At 34.6% G+C, this 21,910-nt stretch carries 20 protein-coding genes; 18 read left to right on the forward strand and 2 right to left on the reverse strand.

Features of this window, described 5'->3' with window-relative positions; genetic code table 11:
- The first annotated feature begins 155 nt into the window (after window positions 1-155).
- The 5 genes from kdpB to FLAPXU55_RS11265 all read left to right on the forward strand — a co-directional run bounded on the left by kdpB (window position 156) and on the right by FLAPXU55_RS11265 (window position 7,576).
- Window positions 156-2,213, forward strand: a complete 2,058-nt coding sequence (gene kdpB / locus FLAPXU55_RS11245; RefSeq protein WP_180857728.1) for a potassium-transporting ATPase subunit KdpB — start codon at window positions 156-158, stop codon at window positions 2,211-2,213.
- Window positions 2,214-2,345: 132 nt separating this feature from the next.
- Window positions 2,346-2,897 carry a K(+)-transporting ATPase subunit C gene (locus FLAPXU55_RS11250; protein WP_180857729.1) on the forward strand — a complete coding sequence of 184 codons (552 nt, stop codon included), beginning with the start codon at window positions 2,346-2,348 and terminating at the stop codon, window positions 2,895-2,897.
- Window positions 2,898-3,321: 424 nt separating this feature from the next.
- On the forward strand, window positions 3,322-4,401 hold the full coding sequence (locus FLAPXU55_RS11255; protein ID WP_180857730.1) for a porin: 1,080 nt from the start codon (window positions 3,322-3,324) through the stop codon (window positions 4,399-4,401).
- A 220-nt stretch (window positions 4,402-4,621) separates the two neighbouring features.
- The gene (locus FLAPXU55_RS11260; protein WP_180857731.1) at window positions 4,622-5,746 is read left to right on the forward strand and encodes a sensor protein KdpD; all 1,125 of its coding nucleotides are present in this window, start codon (window positions 4,622-4,624) and stop codon (window positions 5,744-5,746) included.
- 111 nt (window positions 5,747-5,857) lie between these two features.
- Window positions 5,858-7,576 carry an ATP-binding protein gene (locus FLAPXU55_RS11265; protein WP_180857732.1) on the forward strand — a complete coding sequence of 573 codons (1,719 nt, stop codon included), beginning with the start codon at window positions 5,858-5,860 and terminating at the stop codon, window positions 7,574-7,576.
- A 93-nt stretch (window positions 7,577-7,669) separates the two neighbouring features.
- Here FLAPXU55_RS11265 and FLAPXU55_RS11270 read toward each other — a convergent pair whose 3' ends face one another.
- The gene (locus FLAPXU55_RS11270; RefSeq protein WP_053472327.1) at window positions 7,670-8,443 is read right to left on the reverse strand and encodes an XRE family transcriptional regulator; all 774 of its coding nucleotides are present in this window, start codon (window positions 8,441-8,443) and stop codon (window positions 7,670-7,672) included.
- A gap of 98 nt (window positions 8,444-8,541) precedes the next feature.
- On the opposite strand from FLAPXU55_RS11270, the gene FLAPXU55_RS11275 reads away from it, so the two are divergent.
- From FLAPXU55_RS11275 to FLAPXU55_RS11310, 8 genes are all read left to right on the forward strand, one after another.
- A complete protein-coding gene (locus FLAPXU55_RS11275; protein ID WP_082356430.1) occupies window positions 8,542-8,991 on the forward strand; it encodes a LexA family protein in 450 nt (149 codons plus the stop codon).
- 128 nt (window positions 8,992-9,119) lie between these two features.
- Window positions 9,120-10,379: a Y-family DNA polymerase gene (locus FLAPXU55_RS11280; protein WP_180857733.1), complete on the forward strand. Its 1,260-nt coding sequence runs from the start codon at window positions 9,120-9,122 to the stop codon at window positions 10,377-10,379.
- Between the two features lie 42 nt (window positions 10,380-10,421).
- On the forward strand, window positions 10,422-11,801 hold the full coding sequence (locus FLAPXU55_RS11285) for an exonuclease domain-containing protein (RefSeq protein WP_180857734.1): 1,380 nt from the start codon (window positions 10,422-10,424) through the stop codon (window positions 11,799-11,801).
- A gap of 71 nt (window positions 11,802-11,872) precedes the next feature.
- The gene (gene xth / locus FLAPXU55_RS11290; protein WP_180857735.1) at window positions 11,873-12,649 is read left to right on the forward strand and encodes an exodeoxyribonuclease III; all 777 of its coding nucleotides are present in this window, start codon (window positions 11,873-11,875) and stop codon (window positions 12,647-12,649) included.
- Window positions 12,650-12,656: 7 nt separating this feature from the next.
- The gene (locus tag FLAPXU55_RS11295; RefSeq protein ID WP_180857736.1) at window positions 12,657-13,283 is read left to right on the forward strand and encodes an alpha-ketoglutarate-dependent dioxygenase AlkB family protein; all 627 of its coding nucleotides are present in this window, start codon (window positions 12,657-12,659) and stop codon (window positions 13,281-13,283) included.
- A 156-nt stretch (window positions 13,284-13,439) separates the two neighbouring features.
- A complete protein-coding gene (locus FLAPXU55_RS11300; RefSeq protein WP_180857737.1) occupies window positions 13,440-13,901 on the forward strand; it encodes a DUF1810 domain-containing protein in 462 nt (153 codons plus the stop codon).
- A gap of 154 nt (window positions 13,902-14,055) precedes the next feature.
- The gene (locus FLAPXU55_RS11305) at window positions 14,056-14,463 is read left to right on the forward strand and encodes an MFS transporter (protein ID WP_180857738.1); all 408 of its coding nucleotides are present in this window, start codon (window positions 14,056-14,058) and stop codon (window positions 14,461-14,463) included.
- 253 nt (window positions 14,464-14,716) lie between these two features.
- Complete coding sequence (locus FLAPXU55_RS11310; RefSeq protein ID WP_180857739.1) at window positions 14,717-15,460, forward strand: hypothetical protein; 744 nt, start codon at window positions 14,717-14,719, stop codon at window positions 15,458-15,460.
- A gap of 250 nt (window positions 15,461-15,710) precedes the next feature.
- Here FLAPXU55_RS11310 and FLAPXU55_RS11315 read toward each other — a convergent pair whose 3' ends face one another.
- The gene (locus tag FLAPXU55_RS11315) at window positions 15,711-17,120 is read right to left on the reverse strand and encodes an APC family permease (RefSeq protein ID WP_180857740.1); all 1,410 of its coding nucleotides are present in this window, start codon (window positions 17,118-17,120) and stop codon (window positions 15,711-15,713) included.
- Between the two features lie 288 nt (window positions 17,121-17,408).
- On the opposite strand from FLAPXU55_RS11315, the gene FLAPXU55_RS11320 reads away from it, so the two are divergent.
- The 5 genes from FLAPXU55_RS11320 to FLAPXU55_RS11340 are packed head-to-tail and all read left to right on the forward strand — an operon-like array spanning window position 17,409 to window position 21,859.
- Complete coding sequence (locus tag FLAPXU55_RS11320) at window positions 17,409-17,858, forward strand: hypothetical protein (RefSeq protein WP_180857741.1); 450 nt, start codon at window positions 17,409-17,411, stop codon at window positions 17,856-17,858.
- Between the two features lie 19 nt (window positions 17,859-17,877).
- Window positions 17,878-19,578 (forward strand): hypothetical protein, encoded by a 1,701-nt coding sequence (locus FLAPXU55_RS11325; RefSeq protein WP_180857742.1) that lies wholly within the window; start codon window positions 17,878-17,880, stop codon window positions 19,576-19,578.
- A gap of 17 nt (window positions 19,579-19,595) precedes the next feature.
- Window positions 19,596-19,787 (forward strand): hypothetical protein, encoded by a 192-nt coding sequence (locus FLAPXU55_RS11330; RefSeq protein ID WP_180857743.1) that lies wholly within the window; start codon window positions 19,596-19,598, stop codon window positions 19,785-19,787.
- Entirely contained in the window at window positions 19,784-20,305 is a 522-nt protein-coding gene (locus tag FLAPXU55_RS11335) for a hypothetical protein (protein WP_180857744.1), read from the forward strand. Before FLAPXU55_RS11330 ends, FLAPXU55_RS11335 begins: the two co-directional genes overlap by 4 nt.
- Window positions 20,306-21,859 (forward strand): ATP-binding protein, encoded by a 1,554-nt coding sequence (locus tag FLAPXU55_RS11340; protein ID WP_180857745.1) that lies wholly within the window; start codon window positions 20,306-20,308, stop codon window positions 21,857-21,859.
- Window positions 21,860-21,910: the final 51 nt, after the last annotated feature.

The raw sequence follows: 21,910 nt of genomic DNA on the forward strand, positions 1-21,910 counted from the left end.
CATAGTTTTCCTTTATCTAAAAAAGGAGATCAAAAGAAACCAGTTTCTAACACATAGCTATGTGTGTTAATGCAAGTGAAACGCCTTTCTCTCAAAGTTAAAATCTATGTCTCTATGTGTTAAAAAAAAATCAGTTAAACAAAATAACATAAAAAATGACAACTAATAAATCCACATCATTGTTTGAAAGTAAGCAGGTAAAAGAAGCCTTAGTGCAGTCTTTTGTCAAGCTGAACCCAAAAATGATGATCAAAAATCCGGTAATGTTTACCGTAGAAATAGGAACAGCCATTATGTTTGCTGTCTGCATTTCAATATTAATGGGTGCAAATGATCAAGGCAGTTTTACTTATAACTTAATTGTATTTTTAATTTTACTGGCAACACTTTTATTTGCCAATTTCGCCGAAGCAATTGCCGAAGCAAGAGGAAAAGCACAAGCCGACAGTTTACGAAAAACACGTGAAGAAACTCCTGCAAGACAAATTATGCCAAACGGAGAAATTAAAAACATTAGTTCTTCGGCATTGAAAAAAGACGATATTTTCGTTTGCGAAGCTGGTGATTTAATTGCTGCCGATGGTGAAATTATCGAAGGTCTGGCTACAATCGACGAAAGTGCTATCACTGGAGAAAGTGCTCCTGTAATTCGGGAAGCTGGTGGAGATAAATCTTCGGTTACCGGAGGGACAAAAGTATTATCTGATAAAATTAAAGTAAAAGTAACTTCTGAACCTGGCGAAAGCTTTTTAGATAAAATGATTGCTTTAGTTGAAGGTGCAAGCCGTCAGAAAACACCAAACGAAATTGCCTTAACCATTTTATTAGCCGCATTTACTTTAATCTTCGTGATTGTGTGCGTTACGCTAAAACCGTTTGCCGACTATGCCAACGCACCCATCACGATCGCGGCTTTCATTGCTTTGTTTGTTTGTTTAATTCCAACTACAATTGGTGGTTTGCTTTCTGCGATTGGTATTGCGGGAATGGACAGAGCTTTACGAGCTAACGTAATTACAAAATCGGGTAAAGCGGTTGAAACTGCTGGGGATATTGATGTTTTACTTTTGGATAAAACAGGAACCATCACCATTGGAAACAGAAAAGCAACTAATTTTTATCCAACAAAAGGAATCTCTTTAGATGATTTTATTAAATCTGCCGTATTAAGTTCGCTTGCAGATGATACTCCGGAAGGAAAAAGTATTATTGAGTTGAGCAAAACGATCAATTTAAACGGTAAAATGCAGGAAGACATTTCACATTTTACAGATAACATTTCACACACTATAAAATTTACTGCCGAAACCAGAACTTCTGGAGTAGTATTAAAAGACGGAACTAATATTAGAAAAGGTGCTCAGGATGCTGCAAAAAATATTGCGCAACAGGCAGGAAATTCTTTTCCTGAAGATACTGCTCAACAAGTTATCACGATTTCGTCTAACGGAGGAACTCCATTGGTTGTTATTAAAGACAATGTAGTTCAAGGTGTTATCGAACTTCAGGATATTATCAAAACCGGAATGAAAGAACGTTTTGAGCGCTTGCGCAGAATGGGAATTAAAACGGTAATGGTTACTGGTGATAATCCGCTTACGGCCAAATTTATTGCCGAAGCAGCTGGTGTTGATGATTTTATTGCCGAAGCTAAGCCTGAGGATAAAATGAATTACATTAGAAAAGAACAAGCTGAGGGAAGACTGGTTGCCATGATGGGCGACGGAACAAATGATGCTCCTGCCCTTGCCCAAGCCAATGTTGGAGTTGCCATGAACAGCGGAACTCAAGCTGCAAAAGAAGCCGGAAACATGGTCGATCTTGACAATGACCCAACGAAACTAATTGAAATCGTTGAAATTGGAAAACAGCTTTTAATGACTCGAGGTACTTTAACTACTTTTTCTATTGCAAATGACGTTGCGAAATATTTTGCTATTGTTCCTGCTCTTTTTATTACTGCGATTCCTGCGCTTCAAGGTTTAAACATCATGCATTTGCACAGCCCTGAAAGTGCCATTTTATCAGCGGTAATTTTCAACGCGATTATTATTCCAATTTTGATTCCGCTTGCGCTGAAAGGTGTTGATTATCGACCAATTGGAGCAAGTGCTATCTTAAAAAGAAATCTTTTGATTTATGGCCTTGGCGGATTGATTGTTCCTTTCATCGGAATTAAAGTAATTGATCTAATTGTTGCTCTCTTTATGTAAAAATTAAACCTGACAGGTTTTTAAAACCTGTCAGGTTCACAAAACTCAATTAAAAACATAGACTTTAAACTATAAGCTTTTAAGAAAAAACTTAGAACCTTAGCATCTTAGAGTCTTAGAATCTCAAAAGAAATGAAAAATCTATTTTCACTATTAAAACTTACCGTATTTACTTTGATTTTGTTTGCGGTTATTTATCCTTTAGCGATTTACGGAATCGCACAATTGGCTCCAAATCAAGGAAAAGGAAAAACTATTTCGGTTAACGGAAAAGTGGTTGGTTATCAAAAAATTGGTCAAAAGTTCGATAAGTCAAATTATTTCTGGGGAAGACCTTCGGCTGTTGATTATAATGCTGCCGGAAGTGCCGGAAGTAACAAAGGGCCAAGCAACGCTGACTATTTGGCTTTGGTTCAAAAAAGAATTGATACACTTTTATTGGTTCATCCGTACTTGAAAAAATCTGATATTCCATCAGATATGGTTACGGCTTCAGGAAGTGGTTTAGATCCGAATATTTCTCCGCAAGGCGCTTTGATTCAGGTAAAACGTATTGCTAAAGAAAGAAAACTGGATGAAACTAAAGTAAAAGCTTTAGTAGAATCTAAAATTAATACAGCCGTTGTTGGTCCTGAAACAGTGAATGTTTTGGAATTGAATGCGGCTTTGGATCAGCTTCGCTAAGATGCTAAGGTTCTAAGATACTGAGATACTAAGTTTTTCTCCTGCAAGGTTTTCAAAACCTTGTAGGTATGATAGACTAATTGACACGAATTTCCATTCTTGTTCTATGTGCATTCTTGTCATTTCGACGAAGGAGAAATCTTCGTTAGTAGCTAGACAAAGATTGACGAATTTCTATGCGGAGTTTCTTGCGGAGATTCCTCGTTCCTCGGAATGACAAATAGAACGTAAACTGAAACTTATAATTAATACCTACAAGGTTTTGAAAATCTTGCAGGAAACAAAAACGCCTTTTTACCCCGAATTTCCTAGCCCCGATAGTAGTGGAAATCCTTTTGTACCGGGGTTCGGTACAAAAGATTGAAACGGATAGCGGGATTAGCTCCTAAAAAATCTACTAAATAAATAATAGAATACCACAAAAATGAAAAAAATAATACTTACTGCTTTAATCGCTTTTGGTTTTAGCAATTTACATGCACAAGAAGAATCAAAAAGTCCGTTTACGTTTTCAGGATATGTAGACGCTTATTATAGTTATGATTTTGCAAAACCGGAAGATCATACTCGACCAAACTTTTTTTATAGTTATAATAAAAGTAACGAGGTAAACCTGAATTTAGGTATGGCAAAAGTGAATTATTCGAAAGAAAATATTCGAGGAAATTTTGCCTTAATGGCTGGAACTTATGCCGAATATAATATGGCTGCAGAACAGGGTTTATTGAAAAATGTTTATGAAGCCAATGTGGGCGTAAAGATTTCGAAAAACCACAATTTATGGATTGATGCGGGAATTATGCCTTCGCATATTGGCTTTGAAAGTGCGATTGGAAAAGACTGTCAGACTTTAACGAGAAGTATTATGGCTGAGAATTCTCCTTATTATGAAACGGGAGTTAAAATTGGTTATACATCTGAATCTGGAGAATGGTACTTGGCAGGTATGTACTTGAATGGCTGGCAGAGAATTGAGAAAGTAGAAGGCAATCAAACGCCTGCTTTTGGAACTCAGGTTACTTACAAACCTTCTGATCGGGTTGCTTTGAATTGGAGTACATATGTTGGAAATGAACAACCGGATATTGATAAAAAATGGCGTTATTTCAACAACTTTTACGGACAATTTAAAGTAACGGAAAAGACAAATATTACAGCTGGTTTTGATATTGGATCGCAGCAATCGGCTAAAAGCAGTAATAAATATGATACTTGGTTTTCACCGGTTTTAATTCTACAATACAAACCAACAGATAAAATTCAGCTTGCAGCACGCGGTGAATATTATAGCGACGAAAAAAGTGTAATTATCGCAACTGAAACTCCAAATGGTTTTAAAACTTATGGATTTTCAGCTAACTTTGATTACTTAGTTACTGATAATGTTATGTTTAGAATTGAAGCGAGAAATCTTTCAAGTAAAGATGAAATCTTCACAAATAAAGACAATCTTCCAACGGATACGAATACGTTCGTAACGACTTCCTTGGCGATTAGTTTCTAGGAGAATATTTCTTGACACAGATTACACAGATTAAAAGAATTTTTTAATGTCTTTGTGTAGATTTATTTGCCACGAATTACACAAATTTTCACGAATTATATTAAATAAAAATTTGTGCAAATTTGTGTAATTCGTGGCGAAAAAAAATAATCCTTTTAATCTATGTAATCTGTGGCTTTAAAAAAAAACTTTGTGACTTAGCGCCTTCGTGGCAAAAAATATGGAAAACGAAAATAATAACGCACAGCACTTTCTCGATTTAATTCAGAAATCACGAAAAGGGAAGTTTAAAATCTACATTGGAATGAGCGCCGGTGTGGGCAAAACTTTTCGTATGCTTCAGGAAGCGCATTCGTTATTGAAAAACGGAATTGATGTAAAAATTGGCTACATCGAAACGCACATGCGGAAGGAAACGCATGAATTATTAGCGGGTTTGCCTATAATTCCGAGACGGACCATTTTCTATAAAGGAAAAGAATTGGAAGAATTGGATGTTCAGGCGATTATCAATCTTCGTCCAGAAGTCGTTATTGTTGATGAATTAGCGCACACGAACGTTGAAGGAAGCAAAAATGAAAAACGCTGGCAAGATGTTTCGGAAATTCTGGAAGCTGGAATTAATGTGATTTCGGCGGTTAATATTCAGCATATTGAGAGTTTAAATGAAGACGTAAAACGAATTACAAACATTGATGTTCAGGAAAGAATTCCTGATAATGTATTGCGATTGGCAGATGAAGTCGTGAATATCGACTTAACATCCGAAGATTTGATTGCGCGTTTGAAAGAAGGAAAAATTTATACGGCTGATAAAATTCAGACTGCTTTAACGAACTTTTTTAAATCGGAACAGATTTTACAACTTCGAGAATTGGCTTTGAAAGAAGTAGCGAGTCAGGTCGTTCGAAAAGTTGAAAATGAAGTTCCGAATCTTCATGCTTTACGACACGAAAAATTGTTGGCTTGCATTAGCAGTAATGACAAAACGGCTAAAATTGTTATTAGAAAAGCAGCACGATTGGCAAGTTATTATAACGGATCATGGTATGTTTTGTATGTGGAAACTCCACAGGAAAGCAGTACAAAAATTGCTTTAGACAAACAAAGACATTTAATTAATAATTTTAAACTCGCCGTACAATTAGGCGCAGAAGTAATTAAATTGGAAAACAAAAATATTGCCGATGCGATTTTGGCAACTGTTGAAGAAAAACAAATTACAACTGTGTGTATCGGGAAACCGCATTTGAATTTATTTAAAGTAATTTTGTCTACAACAATTTTTAGGCGTTTGCTAAATAAACTGTCTTTATCAAATGTAGATCTTGTTATCCTGTCATGAAAAAATATTAAACCATATAAGTAATATAAGTTCATTTAAACAGAATGCTTAATCAGCTGTACTTATATTTTCTTATATTACTTATATGGTTCAAAAAAAATGTTTTATAAAATGAGAATTAAAACCAAATTGAATCTGGGAGTTGGATTGTTATTTTTAATGATCATTATACTTTCGTTAGTGAGCGGTTATTCTGTTTTTTTGATAAAAGCAGACACAGAGAATATTCTGAAAGCGAATTATAATACGCTAGAATATTCTCGAAATATGATTTTGTCTTTGGATGAAATTAAAGCGAGCCCGGATAGTAAGATTCATGTTTTCAAGGAATATCTTGAAAAACAAACACAAAATGTTACGGAGCCCGGAGAAAAAGAAGCAACTGCAAGCCTTGAAAAAAGTTTTGCTCTTTTAGAAAAAAACGGTTCTAATGAAGCTTTAAAAGCACAAGTTAGACAGGATATTTTTGCGATTATGAAATTGAATCTGGATGCCATAAAACAGAAAAGCGATATTGCCAAACATACCGCCGAAAATGCTAATTTATGGATTGCCATTGTGGGAACTTTATGTTTTTTAATTGCTTTTAATTTACTGATTAATCTGCCTAATAATATTGCCAATCCTATAAAGGAATTGACGCTGAGTATTAAGGAAATTGCCAATAAAAACTATTCAGAACGTGTTCATTTTACGAGTCATAGCGAATTTGGTGATCTGGCCAAATCGTTTAATACGATGGCGCAAAAACTTCAGGAGTATAACGACAGCAATTTCTACAAACTCTTTTTTGAAAAGAAACGACTGGAAACTTTAATCAATAATATGAACGATCCAATTATTGGCTTGGATCATGAAGGAATCGTTTTGTTTGCCAATGACGAAGCATTAAAAATTATTGGTTTAAAATTGGAAGATGTTATTGGAAAATCATCTTCTACTCTAGCCTTGTCGAATGATTTGATTCGGTCTTTGATTTTGAAAGATGAATCAGATGCGCCTAAAAAACAACCGCTTAAAATCTATGCGCACGGAAAAGAAAGTTATTTCGAAAAAGAAATTCTGAATATTACCATAATTCCAACGGGAGAAGAAAAAGAAATTAATATTGGAGATGTTATTATTCTGCGAAACATTACGCTTTTTAAAGAACTGGATTTTGCTAAAACCAACTTTATTGCCACCGTTTCACACGAATTAAAAACACCAATTGCTTCTATAAAATTAAGTCTTCAATTGCTTGAAAATGGAAAAACGGGCAACATGAACGACGACCAGAAACAATTGGTTGAAAGTATAAAAGATGACAGTCAGCGATTGTTGAAAATTACGGGTGAATTGCTTAATTTATCTCAATTAGAAACGGGAAATATTCAGCTGAATATCGAAAAAAGTAATCCGCATGAAATTGTAAATTATGCCGTTGAAGCAGTTAAAGTTCAGGCTGATCAAAAACAGATTAAACTTTTAATTGATGCCGATGAAAACCTCCAAGACGTAAAAGCTGACAGCGAAAAAACAGGCTGGGTTTTGATTAATTATTTATCGAATGCGATTCGTTATTCTTCTGAAAAAAGTACGATTATCATCAAATTAAAAAAAGATAATAATCAAATCGTATTTCAGGTTATCGACACTGGAAAAGGAATTGATACAAGATATAAAGACAAAGTTTTTGATAAGTATTTTCAAGTTCCGGGAAGTCAGAAATCCGGAACGGGATTAGGTTTAGCGATAAGCAAAGAATTTATCGAAGCTCAAAATGGAAGTGTTGGTGTAGAAAGTAATTTAGGATTAGGAAGCACGTTTTGGTTTTCGTTGAAGGTTTAGATTTTTTTCCTGCCACGAAGGCACTAAGACACAAAGTTTATTTGAAGGATTTTTGAATAGCTTTGTGTCTTAGTGCCTTCGTGGCAAAAAAAATTACGTATTCGAAGTATTATTCTTAATCTCTCGAACTTCTCTTTTTAATTCTAAAAGCAAATCTTTCATTGCTCCCGTTTCTGTTATTTCTTGTTTTTTATCCGAACGGCCAATATTACATTCGTATTCCCAAATCTCCAAAATATCAGAAGCTTTCACTTCATAATTCGGATAAAAACTATTATCCGATTCTAAAACCAAGGCGTTCTTTTTGTTTTTATTAAGACGCTTATATACCATTCCTTCATTCTTAGTGATAAGAATATAGGTTTTACCATCCATCACCTCTCCCAGCTTTTCCACATAACGGCCAATAATAATAGAACCATCTTCGTGTGGAGGCATTGAATCGCCTTCAACAGGAAATCCGCGATGTTTTCCTGGTCCTAAAAAAGGAAGTGTAATCTGCTGTAAACTTTCAATATATTCCGGATCAGCATATCCGTTTAGATAACCTGCTTTTGCTTTTTGAGATACAATTTCAATAAAGTTTTCTCCAAAACTATCCACTTGAATCGGTAAAATAAGTCGATTGCCTTCCAGTTTTATCAAATTTTGCACATCAATTTTGCGTATATCGACAGATAATATCAAGTCAATACTCATATGAAAATATAAGGCAATTTTCTTTAAAATATCATACGGTGCTTCCGAAGTTCCATCTTCGTATTTAACGTATCTTCCTCTGGTAATACTAAGGTTCTCAGCTAATTTCTCCTGCGATATTTTATGCTTAACCCTCAATGCTCTGATGTTATCTGAAAATAAGGACATAATTAATTTGTTATAATTTGGAACAGCAAATATATGAAAAAATGTTATCAACTGTACTAATTTTGCTTTATACAAAAAAACATTTTTTTGAAGTGATTATGAAATTGAGCAATATAAATACCACAAAATCAATAGAATTGTACATTCCGGATGTAAGTTCGAAAGTAAATCTGCCTTTTTTTGACGTTGGTATCAGCGCAGGTTTTCCTTCGCCTGCTGATGACTTTATCGAATTATCGATTGATCTCAACAAAGAATTTATCAAACATAAATACACTACTTATTTTGCACGGGTTAAAGGACATTCTATGAAAAATGTCGGTATCAATGATGGCGATTTATTGATTATTGATAAAAGTCTGGAGCCTCAAAATAATAAAATTGCTGTCTGCCAAATCGATGGCGAATTTACTGTAAAACGTATCAAAATAGAAAAAGACATTATTTGGCTTATTGCCGAAAATGAAGATTATCAGCCTATAAAAGTAACCCCAGAAAATAATTTTGTGATTTGGGGAATTGTGGTTCATTGTATTAAAACTTTTTAAGTTGAATGTCACGCTGAGCGAAGTCAATTGTCAGTCTGAGCGAAGTCGAAGACCTTTATACAATGAAGCCCTTCGACTTCGCTCAGGGTGACAAAACAGAAATAGAAATAAAAAAACACATTTAGAAAATGTTTGCTTTAGTCGATTGTAACAATTTTTATGCTTCTTGCCAAAGAGTATTTGAACCACATTTAATAGGAAAACCTATCGTTATTCTTTCTAATAATGATGGTTGTGTTATTTCGCGTTCTGATGAAGCTAAAGCTCTTGGAATACCAATGGCAATTCCGGCTTTTAAGTATGAATCTGTTTTTAAAGAAAAAAACATTTTTGTTTATTCTTCAAATTATCCGTTGTACGGCGATATGAGCAATCGGGTAATGAACCTGCTTCAAATGTATACGCCCGAAATTGAGATTTACAGTATTGACGAAGCTTTCCTGAAATTTTCGGGTTACGATTTATTTGACCTGAATACACTGGGTTTAAAAATGCGTAAAGAAGTTACGCAAGGAACAGGAATTCCGGTTAGTATAGGTTTTGCACCTACGAAAGCTTTGGCTAAAGTAGCAAATAAAATTGCCCGAAAATTTGCAGATCGTACGCAAGGTGTTTATTGTATCGATTCTGAAGAAAAAAGAATTAAAGCATTAAAATGGACAAAAATTGAAGACGTTTGGGGAATTGGAAGAAAACATGCCAAACGTCTTAAATTAAAAAAAATAATCACAGCTTATGATTTTATCCTGCTTCCCGATGCTTGGGTAAGAAAAGAAATGTCTGTCGTCGGGCTTCGGTTAAAACACGAATTAGAGGGTAAACCAACTTTGGATTTAGAAGAGACAGCAGACCGTAAAATGATTGCGACTACGAGATCTTTTGAAAAAAGGTATACTACTTTTGAAGAAATATCGGAACGAATCAGCACATTTACAGCTTCTTGCGCTGAAAAATTAAGACGTCAGGAGTGTCATTGCAATATGGTAACTGTATTTATCCAGACGAGTTTTATAAAGAATGAAGAATCACAATATTCACGAAGTATTACCATCACTACTGATTTTCCAACCAATTCGACAATAGAACTTAATGAGGCTGCACAAAAGGGTTTTAAAGCTATTTTTAAAAAGGGCTATCGTTATAAAAAAGCGGGTGTAATTGTAATGGGGTTAACGCCAAATAGTGAAACGCAGCTTAATTTATTCGAAACTTCAAATCCTAAGCATCAGCCTTTAATGAGTGTAATTGATAAAATGAACCAGAGTTACGGTAATAATAAAATTAAATTCGGTGTACAGTCGTTGGGACGGCAATGGAAAATGAAGCAGAACAGATTATCTCCTAAGTTTTCTACTTCACTCAAGGATGCTATTACGGTTAAAGTTTAAATGTAAACAACAGAAAAACAATCGGTTTTACGTTATAAAAAGATGAAAAATACGGAATATGCCATAGTCGATATTGAAACCACAGGCGGGAACGCCAGTGGCAGCCGCATTACAGAAATTGCCATTATTATTCATGACGGTAAAAATGTACTTGATCGTTACGAAACACTTGTTAATCCGGAGCAGGACATTCCTCCTTCTATTTTTGGATTAACCGGTATTAATAACGAAATGGTGGCCAATGCGCCTATTTTCGATGATATTTCAGAGAAAGTATTAGAAATGCTTACTGATCGTGTTTTTGTTGCTCATAATGTCAACTTCGATTATTCATTTGTTCATCATCAACTTGAAAAGTCGGGTTTTAAATGGTCTGCAAAAAAACTTTGTACCGTTCGTGCAGCCAGAAAAATCAAACCCGGTTTAGGTTCTTACAGTTTAGGAAATCTCTGCAATTCCTTAAATATAGGTTTAGAAAACAGACACCGTGCGGGTGGAGACGCAGATGCAACAGCTATTTTATTTTCGCTTTTACTGGAATGGGATGATGCGGGAGAAATTGACAAAATGATCAAAAAAACGGCGCAAGATCAGCGTTTGCCGCCAAATCTTCCGCCAGATGATTTCAATAATTTACCCGAAAAACCCGGCGTATATTATTTTTATAATCAGCAGAAAAAAGTGATTTATGTTGGAAAAGCAATTAATGTAAAAAAACGTGTCGCTTCTCATTTCAGCGGTAACAATATTAATCCGCAAAGACAACACTTTTTAAGGGATATTCACGGAATTTCCTTTGAAATCTGCGGTACTGAATTAATGGCACTTTTATTAGAATGTACCGAAATCAAAAAACTCTGGCCAACTTACAACAGAGCTTTAAAACGCTTTGAAGCAAAATTTGGAATTTATCAATACGAAGCCCGAAACGGTTATAAATATCTCGCCATTGGAAAAGTCAGTAAATTTCAGATCTGCATTCATAAATTTAACAGCCAATATGATGGAATTAATTTACTGCGAAGTCTGGCAGAACAGTTTGAAATCGATCATAGATTCTGTAAATATACAAGACCAGAAGAAGGAGAGCTTTTTCAAAATAATGAAGTAAAAGATTTACCTGATGTTGCACTACATAACGAGCAAGTTGACAATGCTATTGATTTTTTATTGACCAACAGACCCACTTTTGCGATTATTGACAAAGGAAGATCTAAAGACGAAAGAAGCTGCATTTGGATTGAAAACGGACATTTTCATGGCATGGGATATATTCCATCTGATATCTCTATTCATGATCCATTAGAAGTAAAAAACTATACTGAGCCTTATAAAAGCAATCAATATATTGAACATTTGATTTTTGCTTACGCAGAAAAACATCCGGGTAAAGTGTTCTTTAACAAGCAGTTCCTGAAATAAGAATATTAAATTAATCTCGATTAAATGCTTAATAATCAGTAAATTTAATAATACAACTAATTAAATGTACCATGAAAATAGCAACATATAACGTAAACGGAATCAACGGTCGCCTGCCTGTATTATTACGCTGGCTTGATGAAGCTGCTCCAGATATTGTCTGCCTGCAGGAATTAAAAGCACCGCAGGATAATTTTCCGCTTAAGGCGATTAATGATGCCGGTTACAATGCGATTTGGCACGGACAAAAACAATGGAACGGTGTTGCAATTCTTGCCCGAAACATGGAAATTGAAGAAGTAACACGCATTCTACCGGGAGATGATGAAGATGTTCAGAGTCGTTATATAGAAGCTTTGATTAATGGAATCGTGATCGCCTGCCTTTATCTTCCAAATGGGAATCCTTTGCCGGGACCGAAGTTTGAATATAAATTGAAATGGTTTGATCGTTTAACGGAACGTGCACAAACATTATTGGATTTAAAAATTCCGGTAATTCTAATTGGTGATTTTAATGTTATGCCAACAGAATTGGATGTTTATAAACCCGAAAAATGGGTTAACGATGCTCTTTTCAGACCCGAAGTTCGAAAAGCTTTTGCGTCTATAGTTTCGCTAGGTTGGACAGATGCGATTCGGGAATTATATCCTGACGAGAAAATTTACACTTTTTGGGATTATTTTAGAAATGCTTACGAGCGGGATGCCGGTTTAAGGATTGATCATTTTTTACTGAGTCCGCAAATAGCTTCAGCATTGCGTTCGGGCGGTGTTGACCGTCATGTGCGAGGCTGGGAAAAAACAAGCGATCATGCTCCTGTTTGGATTGAAATTGACAAAAAATAAATGGAAAATGACATTATTTAACGACACCGAATTATTTACCGCAGGTTTGGCAGGAAAAAAAGTATTTGACATCCCTGATTCTGAATTGATTTTGATTGATAATTTCTTCACCAAAGAAGAATCTGATCGTTTTTATGAAAGACTGCTTCGCAAAACGAAATGGAGAGAATATGAAATGGAAATTTACGATAAAACCTATACAGTTCCCAGAATGATCGCCTGGTATGAAGACAAAGATAATCCCGGCGCAGATCAAAAAGGTCCTGACTGGAATTATGAATTACTAAAGATTAGAGGCCGTGTAGAAAAAGAAACACAACTGGATTTTAATACCGTTTTACTTAATTTATACCGAGATGGAAATGACGGCGTGGGCTGGCACAGCGATAAAGAACACAATACGGGGCCAAACCCGGTTATTGCTTCGGTGACTTTTGGAGAAACCAGAATGTTCAGGCTTCGCCATAAATTCAACAAAGAAATCCCGCAGGTCGAAATTCCGCTGCATCATGGATCTTTTTTACTGATGGCAGGAACAACAAATAGTTTTTGGCAGCATCAGGTTCCTAAAACAGCACGGAATGTTTTACCCAGAATCAACCTTACTTTTAGACAAACCAAACGTAGTGTATGATTTATAATCAATTCAAAATGAGTTTTTTCACCATTTAATAACGATGAGGAAAATTCTGTCGAAAAAAGTTAAAATACTGATTGTATGAAGGTTTTATTAGGCAGACCCTTTCTTTTTTACTAGTTTTGCAACCCTTTTTTAAAATATAATACCAAAATGGCTTATTCAAACAATGATTTATCGCGTTTCTTAGATGCGCAAAATAAACTTTATCTTACTGCCCTTGCTGAGATCAAAAAAGGAAAAAAAGAAACACACTGGATGTGGTTTATTTTTCCTCAGATTAAAGGATTGGGTACTAGTGATACTTCAAATCTTTATGCGATTGCCGATCTAAAAGAAGCTTCAGAATTTTTGGAGCATCCTATTTTAGGAAAACATCTTATTGAAATTTCTGAAATCTTACTGACTTTTAAAAGGAAATCAGCTGACGGAATTTTGGGTGATTTAGATGCTAGAAAATTACGTTCTTCGATGACTCTTTTTTCAATGACCGAAAATACAAATCCAATATTTCAGGAAGTTTTAGATGCTTTTTTCTCCGGAGAATCAGACCCGCTTACAATATCTATTATTAATTCAACTATAAAATCATCTACTGAAGCTGTAACTATATAATTTATAACATTCATAGATTTTTTACGTATAAAGGCACTGCATAATGCAGCGCCTTTTTTGTTTTTTATTTATCACGGTTTTTCATCAAAACACGAAAACATAAAGTTTTATATTTATATTCTATTTAGTTTTATCTTACATAAAAAACCAAATCATGACCGAAAAAATCAAAACCCTTCAAATTATTCACCTTGCCGTTTGTGCAGGAACAATTGTCGCTTATTTCTTTTTAGGTGAACTTTCTGTCGAAAAACTAAATATTCCTCATATTGATTCATCATCATTGGTGTATGTTTTTATTCCCGTTTTAGCTTTTGTTTTGAGTACTTTTTTATTTAAATCGCAATTAAAACAAATTGACCCAAAACTAAAAACCGAAGACAAATTACCCATTTATCAGACAGCATCAATAATGCGATGGGCAGTTTTAGAAGGTGCTGCTTTTTTAATCTTATTTTTAAAACCGGATTTTGTGCTATTCGGAATTCTTATCATTATATATCTTATTTTCCTGAGACCTACCGAGGAAAGAATCAATAACGATTTAAACGAAAATTCTTAACCGCAGAGAGCAAGGATTTTACGCAAAGGCACAAAGTTGCGACTTTGCGAGATTATCTAAAATCTATTCTCTTTATTCTATCTTCTTACCTCTCTTCTCTTAAGTAACGAAATTTCATGAAATAGAATCTGATTCTCGAAATATAACAGCTTATCAAAAACATAAATGCCCGAAACTCTTTGTTTTTCGGGCATTTTTATGTGGCATGCGTATTGGTTTCTTACAAATCAATTAACATTAAACCACATGAATTATGAAAAAATCAATTTTTATTTTATGCTTCATTTTTTTTAATTACACGGTTTCGAATGCCTGTGACAAATGCGGAACTTACAATAATAGTGACTTTAAGATAAAATCGGCCACAATTACTCATAAAGCAGATTTAGGTATTACTGTTTGGGATATTAAAGTCGAAGGAACTGCCGGAAAAACAATGCCTAAACCTGTTGGACAATTAAACGGAGCGCCTGTTTTGGCTTATGTTTTTCCAACCACTTTAAAATCATCTGATATTGGTTTCGGTCAAGCCGAAGGAATCGTAGCACTTGCTCTAACTTCACATCCTGATTTTGAAGATACTCCGCTTTGGGATGAAAATCTGGACGGAAATTATCTTAACGACGGATTGGTTTGGCATGCCCACTGGGTTCTTTTGGTTGAAGATAAACGTGTTGCGGGCGGACTTTCGGTTAGAGAATTTACAAAAGGAGATCCTAATGTCATTTTACCTCCAACAAATCCCGGAATGGCAATGTATATGGACAGTCCCGGTTTTAATATCGTTTCTAAAGGAAATTCAATAAAAGTAATTGTTCCCAATTTTAGGATCAATAACAAAACAAATTTCAAGTTTGATGCTGTAAGCTGCTATATGGAAGTCAGTACTGGTGCCGGAGGTTCACATGAAGGAGAAGGGAAAAAACCAATGCTGGGCGTTTACAAAGTTTATACCGTTGCCAGCGGAAATCTTTCACTTCCTTATTCTGTTAAATAAACTCGCTTTACAAAGTTTTTGCCCACGGGTCTAACGGATTAAACGGGTTTTCACTGGTTATTTTAATTCAATCGCATAGTTTTAATAAAACAGCGTAAACCTGTTTAATCCGTTAGAACGGTGGGCATATTCATATTTTTTTGAGGAATTTTATTTTATTTTTGGTTATAAATTTGTTGCACAAAAAAGCGCCTTGAGATTATCAAGGCGCTTTGGTATTTTTTAGAGTTTGAAACTTGTAACAAAAACTTTATTCTTTTGGTTTAGTTAAGTAGTAAACCGGAATTCCTGTTAGCATGATTAAAACTCCCCATCCGCAGGTTGAGAATTTTGTGATTAATAATGAAACACAAATTGCTGCTGCTATTATAATATATAACATTGGTAAAAATGGATATCCAAAAGCCTTATAAGGTCTTTCTGCATCAGTCATTTTTTTACGTAAAATAAAGATTCCGTAGATTGTTAAAATGTAAAAAATCAAAACAATAATAATTACGAAATCCAACAAATCACCGTATTTCCCAGTCAAACACAAAGCCGAAGCCCAGATACATTGTGCCCAAAGTGCCCACGCAGGAACACTTGATTCGTTTAAAACAGCAGCTTTTTTAAAGAACAAGCCATCTTTTGCCATTGTATAATAAACTCTCGCACCGGCCATAATTAATCCGTTGTTGCAGGCAAAAGTCGAAATCATAATCATGATTGCGATAATCAACGTTCCAATATTTCCGAAAATATATTGTGAAGCTACAACTGCCACACGATCCGATTTTGCTGTTGCGATTTCGTCTAACGGAATTACAGCCAAATACATAATATTAGTCAGTACATAAATAATCGTTACAATAAAAGTCCCCAGAAATAAACTGAAACCTACATTACGTTTTGGGTTTTTAATTTCTCCGGCAATAAAAGTAACCCCGTTCCAGGCATCACTTGAAAATAATGATCCAACCATTGCGGCAGAAATTCCTGTAATTAAAGCTGTTCCGCCTATTGGCAACCAAGAACCTGTTTCTTTATTAAACGAACGTGTATTCCATGCATCAGCCCAGTTGGCATCCCAAACCGAAGCTTTTGCTGCAAGCGTTAATCCAAAAACAATTAATCCCAGCAATGATAAAATTTTAATAATCGTAAGAACGGTTTGAAGAATTTTTCCGTTTTTAACCCCGCGGCTATTAATATAAGTCAGTAAAATAATCGTGAAAATCGATACTAACTGCGCAGCATTGAGTTTGAATGAACCAATTTCATAAAGTATATTTTCATCACTCAATGGTTCGTATAAATAAGCAGCAAATTTTGAGAAAGCAACTCCAACCGCTGCAATTGTTCCGGTTTGAATTACGGCGAAAAAACTCCAGCCGTACAAAAAGGCAATTAATTTGTTGTAAGCTTCTTTTAAGTACACATATTGTCCTCCAGCTTTTGGGAACATGGCACTTAATTCTCCATAACTTACGGCCGCAATAATGGTAATTAATCCTGAAATCAGCCAAATTAAAGTAAGCCATCCTGCAGATCCTACTTGTCTGGCGATATCGGCACTTACAATAAATATTCCAGATCCAATCATAGAACCCACTACAAGCATGGTTCCGTCTAATAATCCTAGTTCTCTTTTAAAGTGTTCTTGGTTTTCTTCTTGCATTTTTTTGGTTTTTGGGTTGGTTAAAGATATACTTTTTTCTGAAATTTTAGATTTTCTGTTATAAATTTTAGGTTATTAAAAATATTTTGGGCGTATCCCTCCGGGTTAGGCTATCCACTTTATCTTCTATGGTGAACCCCACCATAAAAGGATGCCGTTTCTATCCCTTACGCAAACTTTTCCATAAGAACTTTTTCGAATAAAACTTCAATTACGGTTTTCCATAAAATATAACTTTTCGGACTATTTACATTTGAAAATCGAAAACTTAAAAAAATCAATAATAACATGGCTAGAATCATTTTACAAAACGACAATATAAATTTTAGCACAGATAAACAAAGCATAACAAATGGCTTCATTAGCGATCGTGATCTTTTAAAAAAGCGTTCAAAAAAATATCTTGATCTTATTGCCGGGTTAGATGCCAAAACATTGACTGAAACAAAAGGAATGGATGAGCTTATAAAAGCTATTCAGGAAGAATTTGGCACAGCTGAACTTTCTAATTTACCATTGGGAATTCTTTCTAAATGTTTCTTAGGACATCCGTATGAAGTACACACATTGGACTTAAGCGGAAGTCAAATCATCAAGCATTACAAGATTACCGAAACAATGGAAGCTGAATTCGAGAAAGCACGATCTGTTGCTAAACATAATGCTTATGCTATGGTTGAAATTTATAAAGACAAAATCATTTTAATCCGAGAAGACGGAACAGCAACAAAACTATAACATCAATAAACAAATAATTATGTCTCAACAAGTAATCTCATATGCAGACCTTTCGATTATAAATAGTGCGTTAAGGTCAATTAGTTCAGATATGAAAGGAGTTCATTCTGAATTAGGAACATTAAATTTCAAACAAGATCAATTAGAAAGTGAGTTGGTAAAACTAGCTGATTCCTTTGCTGATTTTGTCGAAGCAGATATAAAACACAAATCATTACAGCTTGCAGAAACCCGCCAAGGAAATTTAAAACAAGACCTGCAAATCAAATTTGGTTATTATGCCGAAGTTCGAAGAATGGCAACAGGTATACTACAAGGTGTTGATACAGGTGTAATAGGCGAAGATACTTTAAGATTTACAACCGAAGAAGTAATGATAAAAGCACCTGGATATTGGTTAGCACCTGCTTTAGTTTCTTTAACTGCCTGGATACGAAACGATAAAAGCACAACTGAAAAAGCTTTAAATGAAGCTTTAAAAAGAGATGATTACAAAACTACACTTTTCTTTATGATGGTCATGCGAAGATTGACAAGAAATGATGCAAGTTTGAAATGGCTTGAACGTTATTTTATGCATCAAAACCCACATAATCTTGATAGAGAATTTATCATCATTCTTGAAGCTGTTACTACAGGAGTATTCCCGCCAGCTGCAAGACAACTAATGATGGTGAACGTTAAAAACTGGCTTGACCAGCTTACACAAGGTGATCAATTTATAAATGAGCAAAAATCGCAATGGGTCAATTTTTTTGTTGCATTAGGTCCTTTATCTGAAGGCAAATATCCTTTATTAGAAAAATTTTCCAGCAATTGGAATTCACTTGAAAATTCCTTGAAAGAAGCCAAAACACATGATATTTTAAATACACATTTTAAAAATATCATTTCTTCTTCTGCTGATTTTTCAAAAGGGATTAAGGTACAATTAGATGAAATTTTATCTCTGCTTGTTACCAACTTTGATGATGAAGAGCTGCCATTACAAGAGCAAGTAAGGCTAAATCAACTTATTATTCAAATGGATGGAGACAAAAATGCTGCCCAATCTTTAATGGATGCTGAAAAACATATTTTTGATGAAAAGGTAGATTTTTTACAACTTTTGACAAATGCATCCTTTAATCCTGAATTGTCCGGAGCAACTAAAGTGACACAGGCTCTCGCAGTTTCAATAAGTCAGCCTTGGATATTAGAAGCATACGACACCTTTACTGCTCAAAGTAGAAATAATATTCCTCAATACATTGAACTTTCCATTGATGATTTTAAAGCTTCTACAAAAGATGGAAGCGAAGAAAATGAACTTTTAAAAGAACAAGAATCTTATTATGATAAAATTTTAGAAACAGAATTAGGCAAAATCTCTTTTCCTTATGCGGCTGTAATCATTGGAATATTAATTTGTTTTCTTGGCTTATGGGCTTTTAGTCTTCATGTAATAGTTGGAATTCTAGGTTGTGGAATTGGCGGCGTTATAATCTGGAATTCGGTTTCGACATACAAGAAAGCCAAAAATAGAGTTATTGAAAACGTAGAAGAGCGAAAACAAAAAGCAAAAGAAGTTTTAAGAGGCTGTATTGCCGAAACGGTTGACTATAGAATAGAACACACTTCAGAAGACAATAAGGCAGAACAAGTAAGAGATCTTATTTCATCCATTACTCCAGAAGATTTTTCAAGTGTATCACACGAAACAGCAAGAAGCATTATTTAATTTCAAAAAAATCGATCATGACAAAAATAATTTTAGATAATCATTCAGAAGAACCTGAAGATAAAATGCAAGAATTGAAAAAAGAAATCAGCATTAAACCAAATCTTTTTCAAGGCAGAACAGAAGCCGAATTACAGAACGCAAAATTCCCAGAATGGGATATTACACCTCCAAATCAATTCATTAATCCCAGAATTAAAGCTCAATGATAAAGGGCCCGACAACATATTCTGAATGGGTAAATCTACTTAATCAATTCGCACATGGTGATGATTCGGTTTTAGATCAATTGAACAACGGAACATTTTTAATTGATGCCGGAACTGCAAATCGTTTCTATTCTAAAGTTGAAGAAGTATATAAAAAAAGAAAACAAAATTGGCTGGATAAATTTCAAAGATCTTTTCAATTACAAAATCTTAAAACAGAGAATGACTTTGAAATTGCCTTAAGAAACGGAAAACAAAACCTTATTTTGCTGAACCATTTTATTAGTATACAGGGCTTCCCTGAAGATTTAAGAAAAACATTAAAAAAAGATCTGGAGGATTTTATTACTGAAATTAGAACGTCATTAAAAAAGAATAATTCTAACACTTCAAAAAATGAAAAAATGCTAATGTTACTGAATTCTTTTCAATTCAATACAATCTCTAATGAAATCAAGTCAGATCAAAAAAATAATAGTGAAATAACCGCTTCAACGGGCAGAAAAATAATATTCTAGATGGCAAATAAATCAGAATTTAAAACTTCGCTTTTGCGAATGTTTAGAGCAAGAATACCTTTTATATCTATTAGAAGTATAGAGCGAGCAAGAGTGCTGGAAGTTATTCAACAATTAGCTGAAGAGATCAATATTCCCATTTACTACCATAATTTATCTCAGGGAACTATTGATATAAAAACAAAAAAAAGTATCAACGATGATCGTTCAGTTGCCGGAGGTCTGGACTATGCCGTTCAAAATATTTCGCAAAGACAAAATTTGACATTTGTTTTTACTGAAGTAAGTGATATTGAAGATGATAATTTAGTTTCGAGACATCTTTATGATTGTGTAGTTCAAGCTATTGAAAGAGGCGGAAGTATTTGTTTAATTACTACTAAATCCATATGGCCTCAACTACAGCGATTAGGAATGACCATTACACTTGATGCTCCTAACGAAGAGGAAATGTTAGAAGTTGTTAAAGACTGTGTTACTCCTTATAAAGGCTCCATTCCGCTTGAATGGGATGAAACAGATTATAAAATGGCTGCGGCTATTTTAGCAAATATGACCAAAATAGAGGCCGAAAATGTTTTAGCAACTCAAATGGCGAAAGGTTCTTTAACCAAAGAAGATATTAAAGAATTAAGCAATGCCAAAGACAAATTATTTAGTGATATATCAGGTCTGGAAAAGGTAAAAATTGACTCTTCTACTCTATCAGTTGCAGGATTGACAGGATTACAACATTGGTTAGATAATCAAAAACAACTTTTAACAGCAGACTTAAAAGCAAGAAAAATGCGACCTCCAAGAGGAGTTTTACTTGTAGGAGTTCCTGGATGCGGTAAGTCTTTATCTGCCAAATTTATTGCTGCAAATTGGAACCTTCCATTATATCGTCTCGATCTTGCCGCTATTCAGGGACAATATCTTGGACAATCTGAAAACCGACTAAAAGAAGCGTTAGCATCTGCAGATAATGCCGCGCCTTGCGTATTGTGGATTGACGAAATTGAAAAGGGTCTTTCTGGTGCAACTGGGTCAAGTGATGGCGGGACCTCAACAAGAATGGTTGGGCAGTTTTTGTTTTGGCTGCAGGAAAGTATGGCAAAAGTTTTTGTAGTATCTACAGCAAATGACGTTAGTAAGTTGCCTCCTGAACTATTACGAAGAGGGCGTTTTGATGAGTTATTTTTTGTTGACTTACCCGGAGACATCGAAAGGAAAGATATTATAAATCTGTATATAAATCGTAATTTATTAACCCAGCCTTCACCAGATACATTAAATCAGCTTGTTGAAATTTCAGATGGATTCGCTGGCTCAGATATAGAAGGTGCGGTAAGAGATGTTGCCATTCAGGCTGTAATTCATGGAGACAATCTTGTAGATGATAATCTTTTTGAAAAATGTTTTAAAAACATTGTTCCACTAAGTAAAACTGCGCCAGAAAAAATTGAAGCAATTAGAATCTGGGGGCGAGAAAGAGCAGTGCCTGCATCTGGAGTTTCCTGGGAAACTTCCTCTAATGACAGGATCACAGGAAAACGTTCTATTATTATTTAAATTGATTAACTTTTATTTCTAATATTCCTGTATTACAATACATTAAACTGC

The organism is Flavobacterium panici, assembly GCF_903819335.1.
Lineage (GTDB): Bacteria > Bacteroidota > Bacteroidia > Flavobacteriales > Flavobacteriaceae > Flavobacterium > Flavobacterium panici.

What these genes read in the sequence shown, in the direction of transcription:
- FLAPXU55_RS11250 (WP_180857729.1), top strand. Translation starts at nt 2,346, where the DNA reads ATGAAAAATCTATTTTCACTATTAAAACTTACCGTATTTACTTTGATT.
- FLAPXU55_RS11325 (WP_180857742.1), top strand. Translation starts at nt 17,878, where the DNA reads ATGTCTCAACAAGTAATCTCATATGCAGACCTTTCGATTATAAATAGT.
- FLAPXU55_RS11300 (WP_180857737.1), top strand. Translation starts at nt 13,440, where the DNA reads ATGGCTTATTCAAACAATGATTTATCGCGTTTCTTAGATGCGCAAAAT.
- xth (WP_180857735.1), top strand. Translation starts at nt 11,873, where the DNA reads ATGAAAATAGCAACATATAACGTAAACGGAATCAACGGTCGCCTGCCT.
- kdpB (WP_180857728.1), top strand. Translation starts at nt 156, where the DNA reads ATGACAACTAATAAATCCACATCATTGTTTGAAAGTAAGCAGGTAAAA.
- FLAPXU55_RS11285 (WP_180857734.1), top strand. Translation starts at nt 10,422, where the DNA reads ATGAAAAATACGGAATATGCCATAGTCGATATTGAAACCACAGGCGGG.
- FLAPXU55_RS11315 (WP_180857740.1), bottom strand. Translation starts at nt 17,120, where the DNA reads ATGCAAGAAGAAAACCAAGAACACTTTAAAAGAGAACTAGGATTATTA.
- FLAPXU55_RS11270 (WP_053472327.1), bottom strand. Translation starts at nt 8,443, where the DNA reads ATGTCCTTATTTTCAGATAACATCAGAGCATTGAGGGTTAAGCATAAA.
- FLAPXU55_RS11255 (WP_180857730.1), top strand. Translation starts at nt 3,322, where the DNA reads ATGAAAAAAATAATACTTACTGCTTTAATCGCTTTTGGTTTTAGCAAT.
- FLAPXU55_RS11335 (WP_180857744.1), top strand. Translation starts at nt 19,784, where the DNA reads ATGATAAAGGGCCCGACAACATATTCTGAATGGGTAAATCTACTTAAT.
- FLAPXU55_RS11305 (WP_180857738.1), top strand. Translation starts at nt 14,056, where the DNA reads ATGACCGAAAAAATCAAAACCCTTCAAATTATTCACCTTGCCGTTTGT.
- FLAPXU55_RS11310 (WP_180857739.1), top strand. Translation starts at nt 14,717, where the DNA reads ATGAAAAAATCAATTTTTATTTTATGCTTCATTTTTTTTAATTACACG.
- FLAPXU55_RS11330 (WP_180857743.1), top strand. Translation starts at nt 19,596, where the DNA reads ATGACAAAAATAATTTTAGATAATCATTCAGAAGAACCTGAAGATAAA.
- FLAPXU55_RS11320 (WP_180857741.1), top strand. Translation starts at nt 17,409, where the DNA reads ATGGCTAGAATCATTTTACAAAACGACAATATAAATTTTAGCACAGAT.
- FLAPXU55_RS11295 (WP_180857736.1), top strand. Translation starts at nt 12,657, where the DNA reads ATGACATTATTTAACGACACCGAATTATTTACCGCAGGTTTGGCAGGA.
- FLAPXU55_RS11340 (WP_180857745.1), top strand. Translation starts at nt 20,306, where the DNA reads ATGGCAAATAAATCAGAATTTAAAACTTCGCTTTTGCGAATGTTTAGA.
- FLAPXU55_RS11280 (WP_180857733.1), top strand. Translation starts at nt 9,120, where the DNA reads ATGTTTGCTTTAGTCGATTGTAACAATTTTTATGCTTCTTGCCAAAGA.
- FLAPXU55_RS11260 (WP_180857731.1), top strand. Translation starts at nt 4,622, where the DNA reads ATGGAAAACGAAAATAATAACGCACAGCACTTTCTCGATTTAATTCAG.
- FLAPXU55_RS11265 (WP_180857732.1), top strand. Translation starts at nt 5,858, where the DNA reads ATGAGAATTAAAACCAAATTGAATCTGGGAGTTGGATTGTTATTTTTA.
- FLAPXU55_RS11275 (WP_082356430.1), top strand. Translation starts at nt 8,542, where the DNA reads ATGAAATTGAGCAATATAAATACCACAAAATCAATAGAATTGTACATT.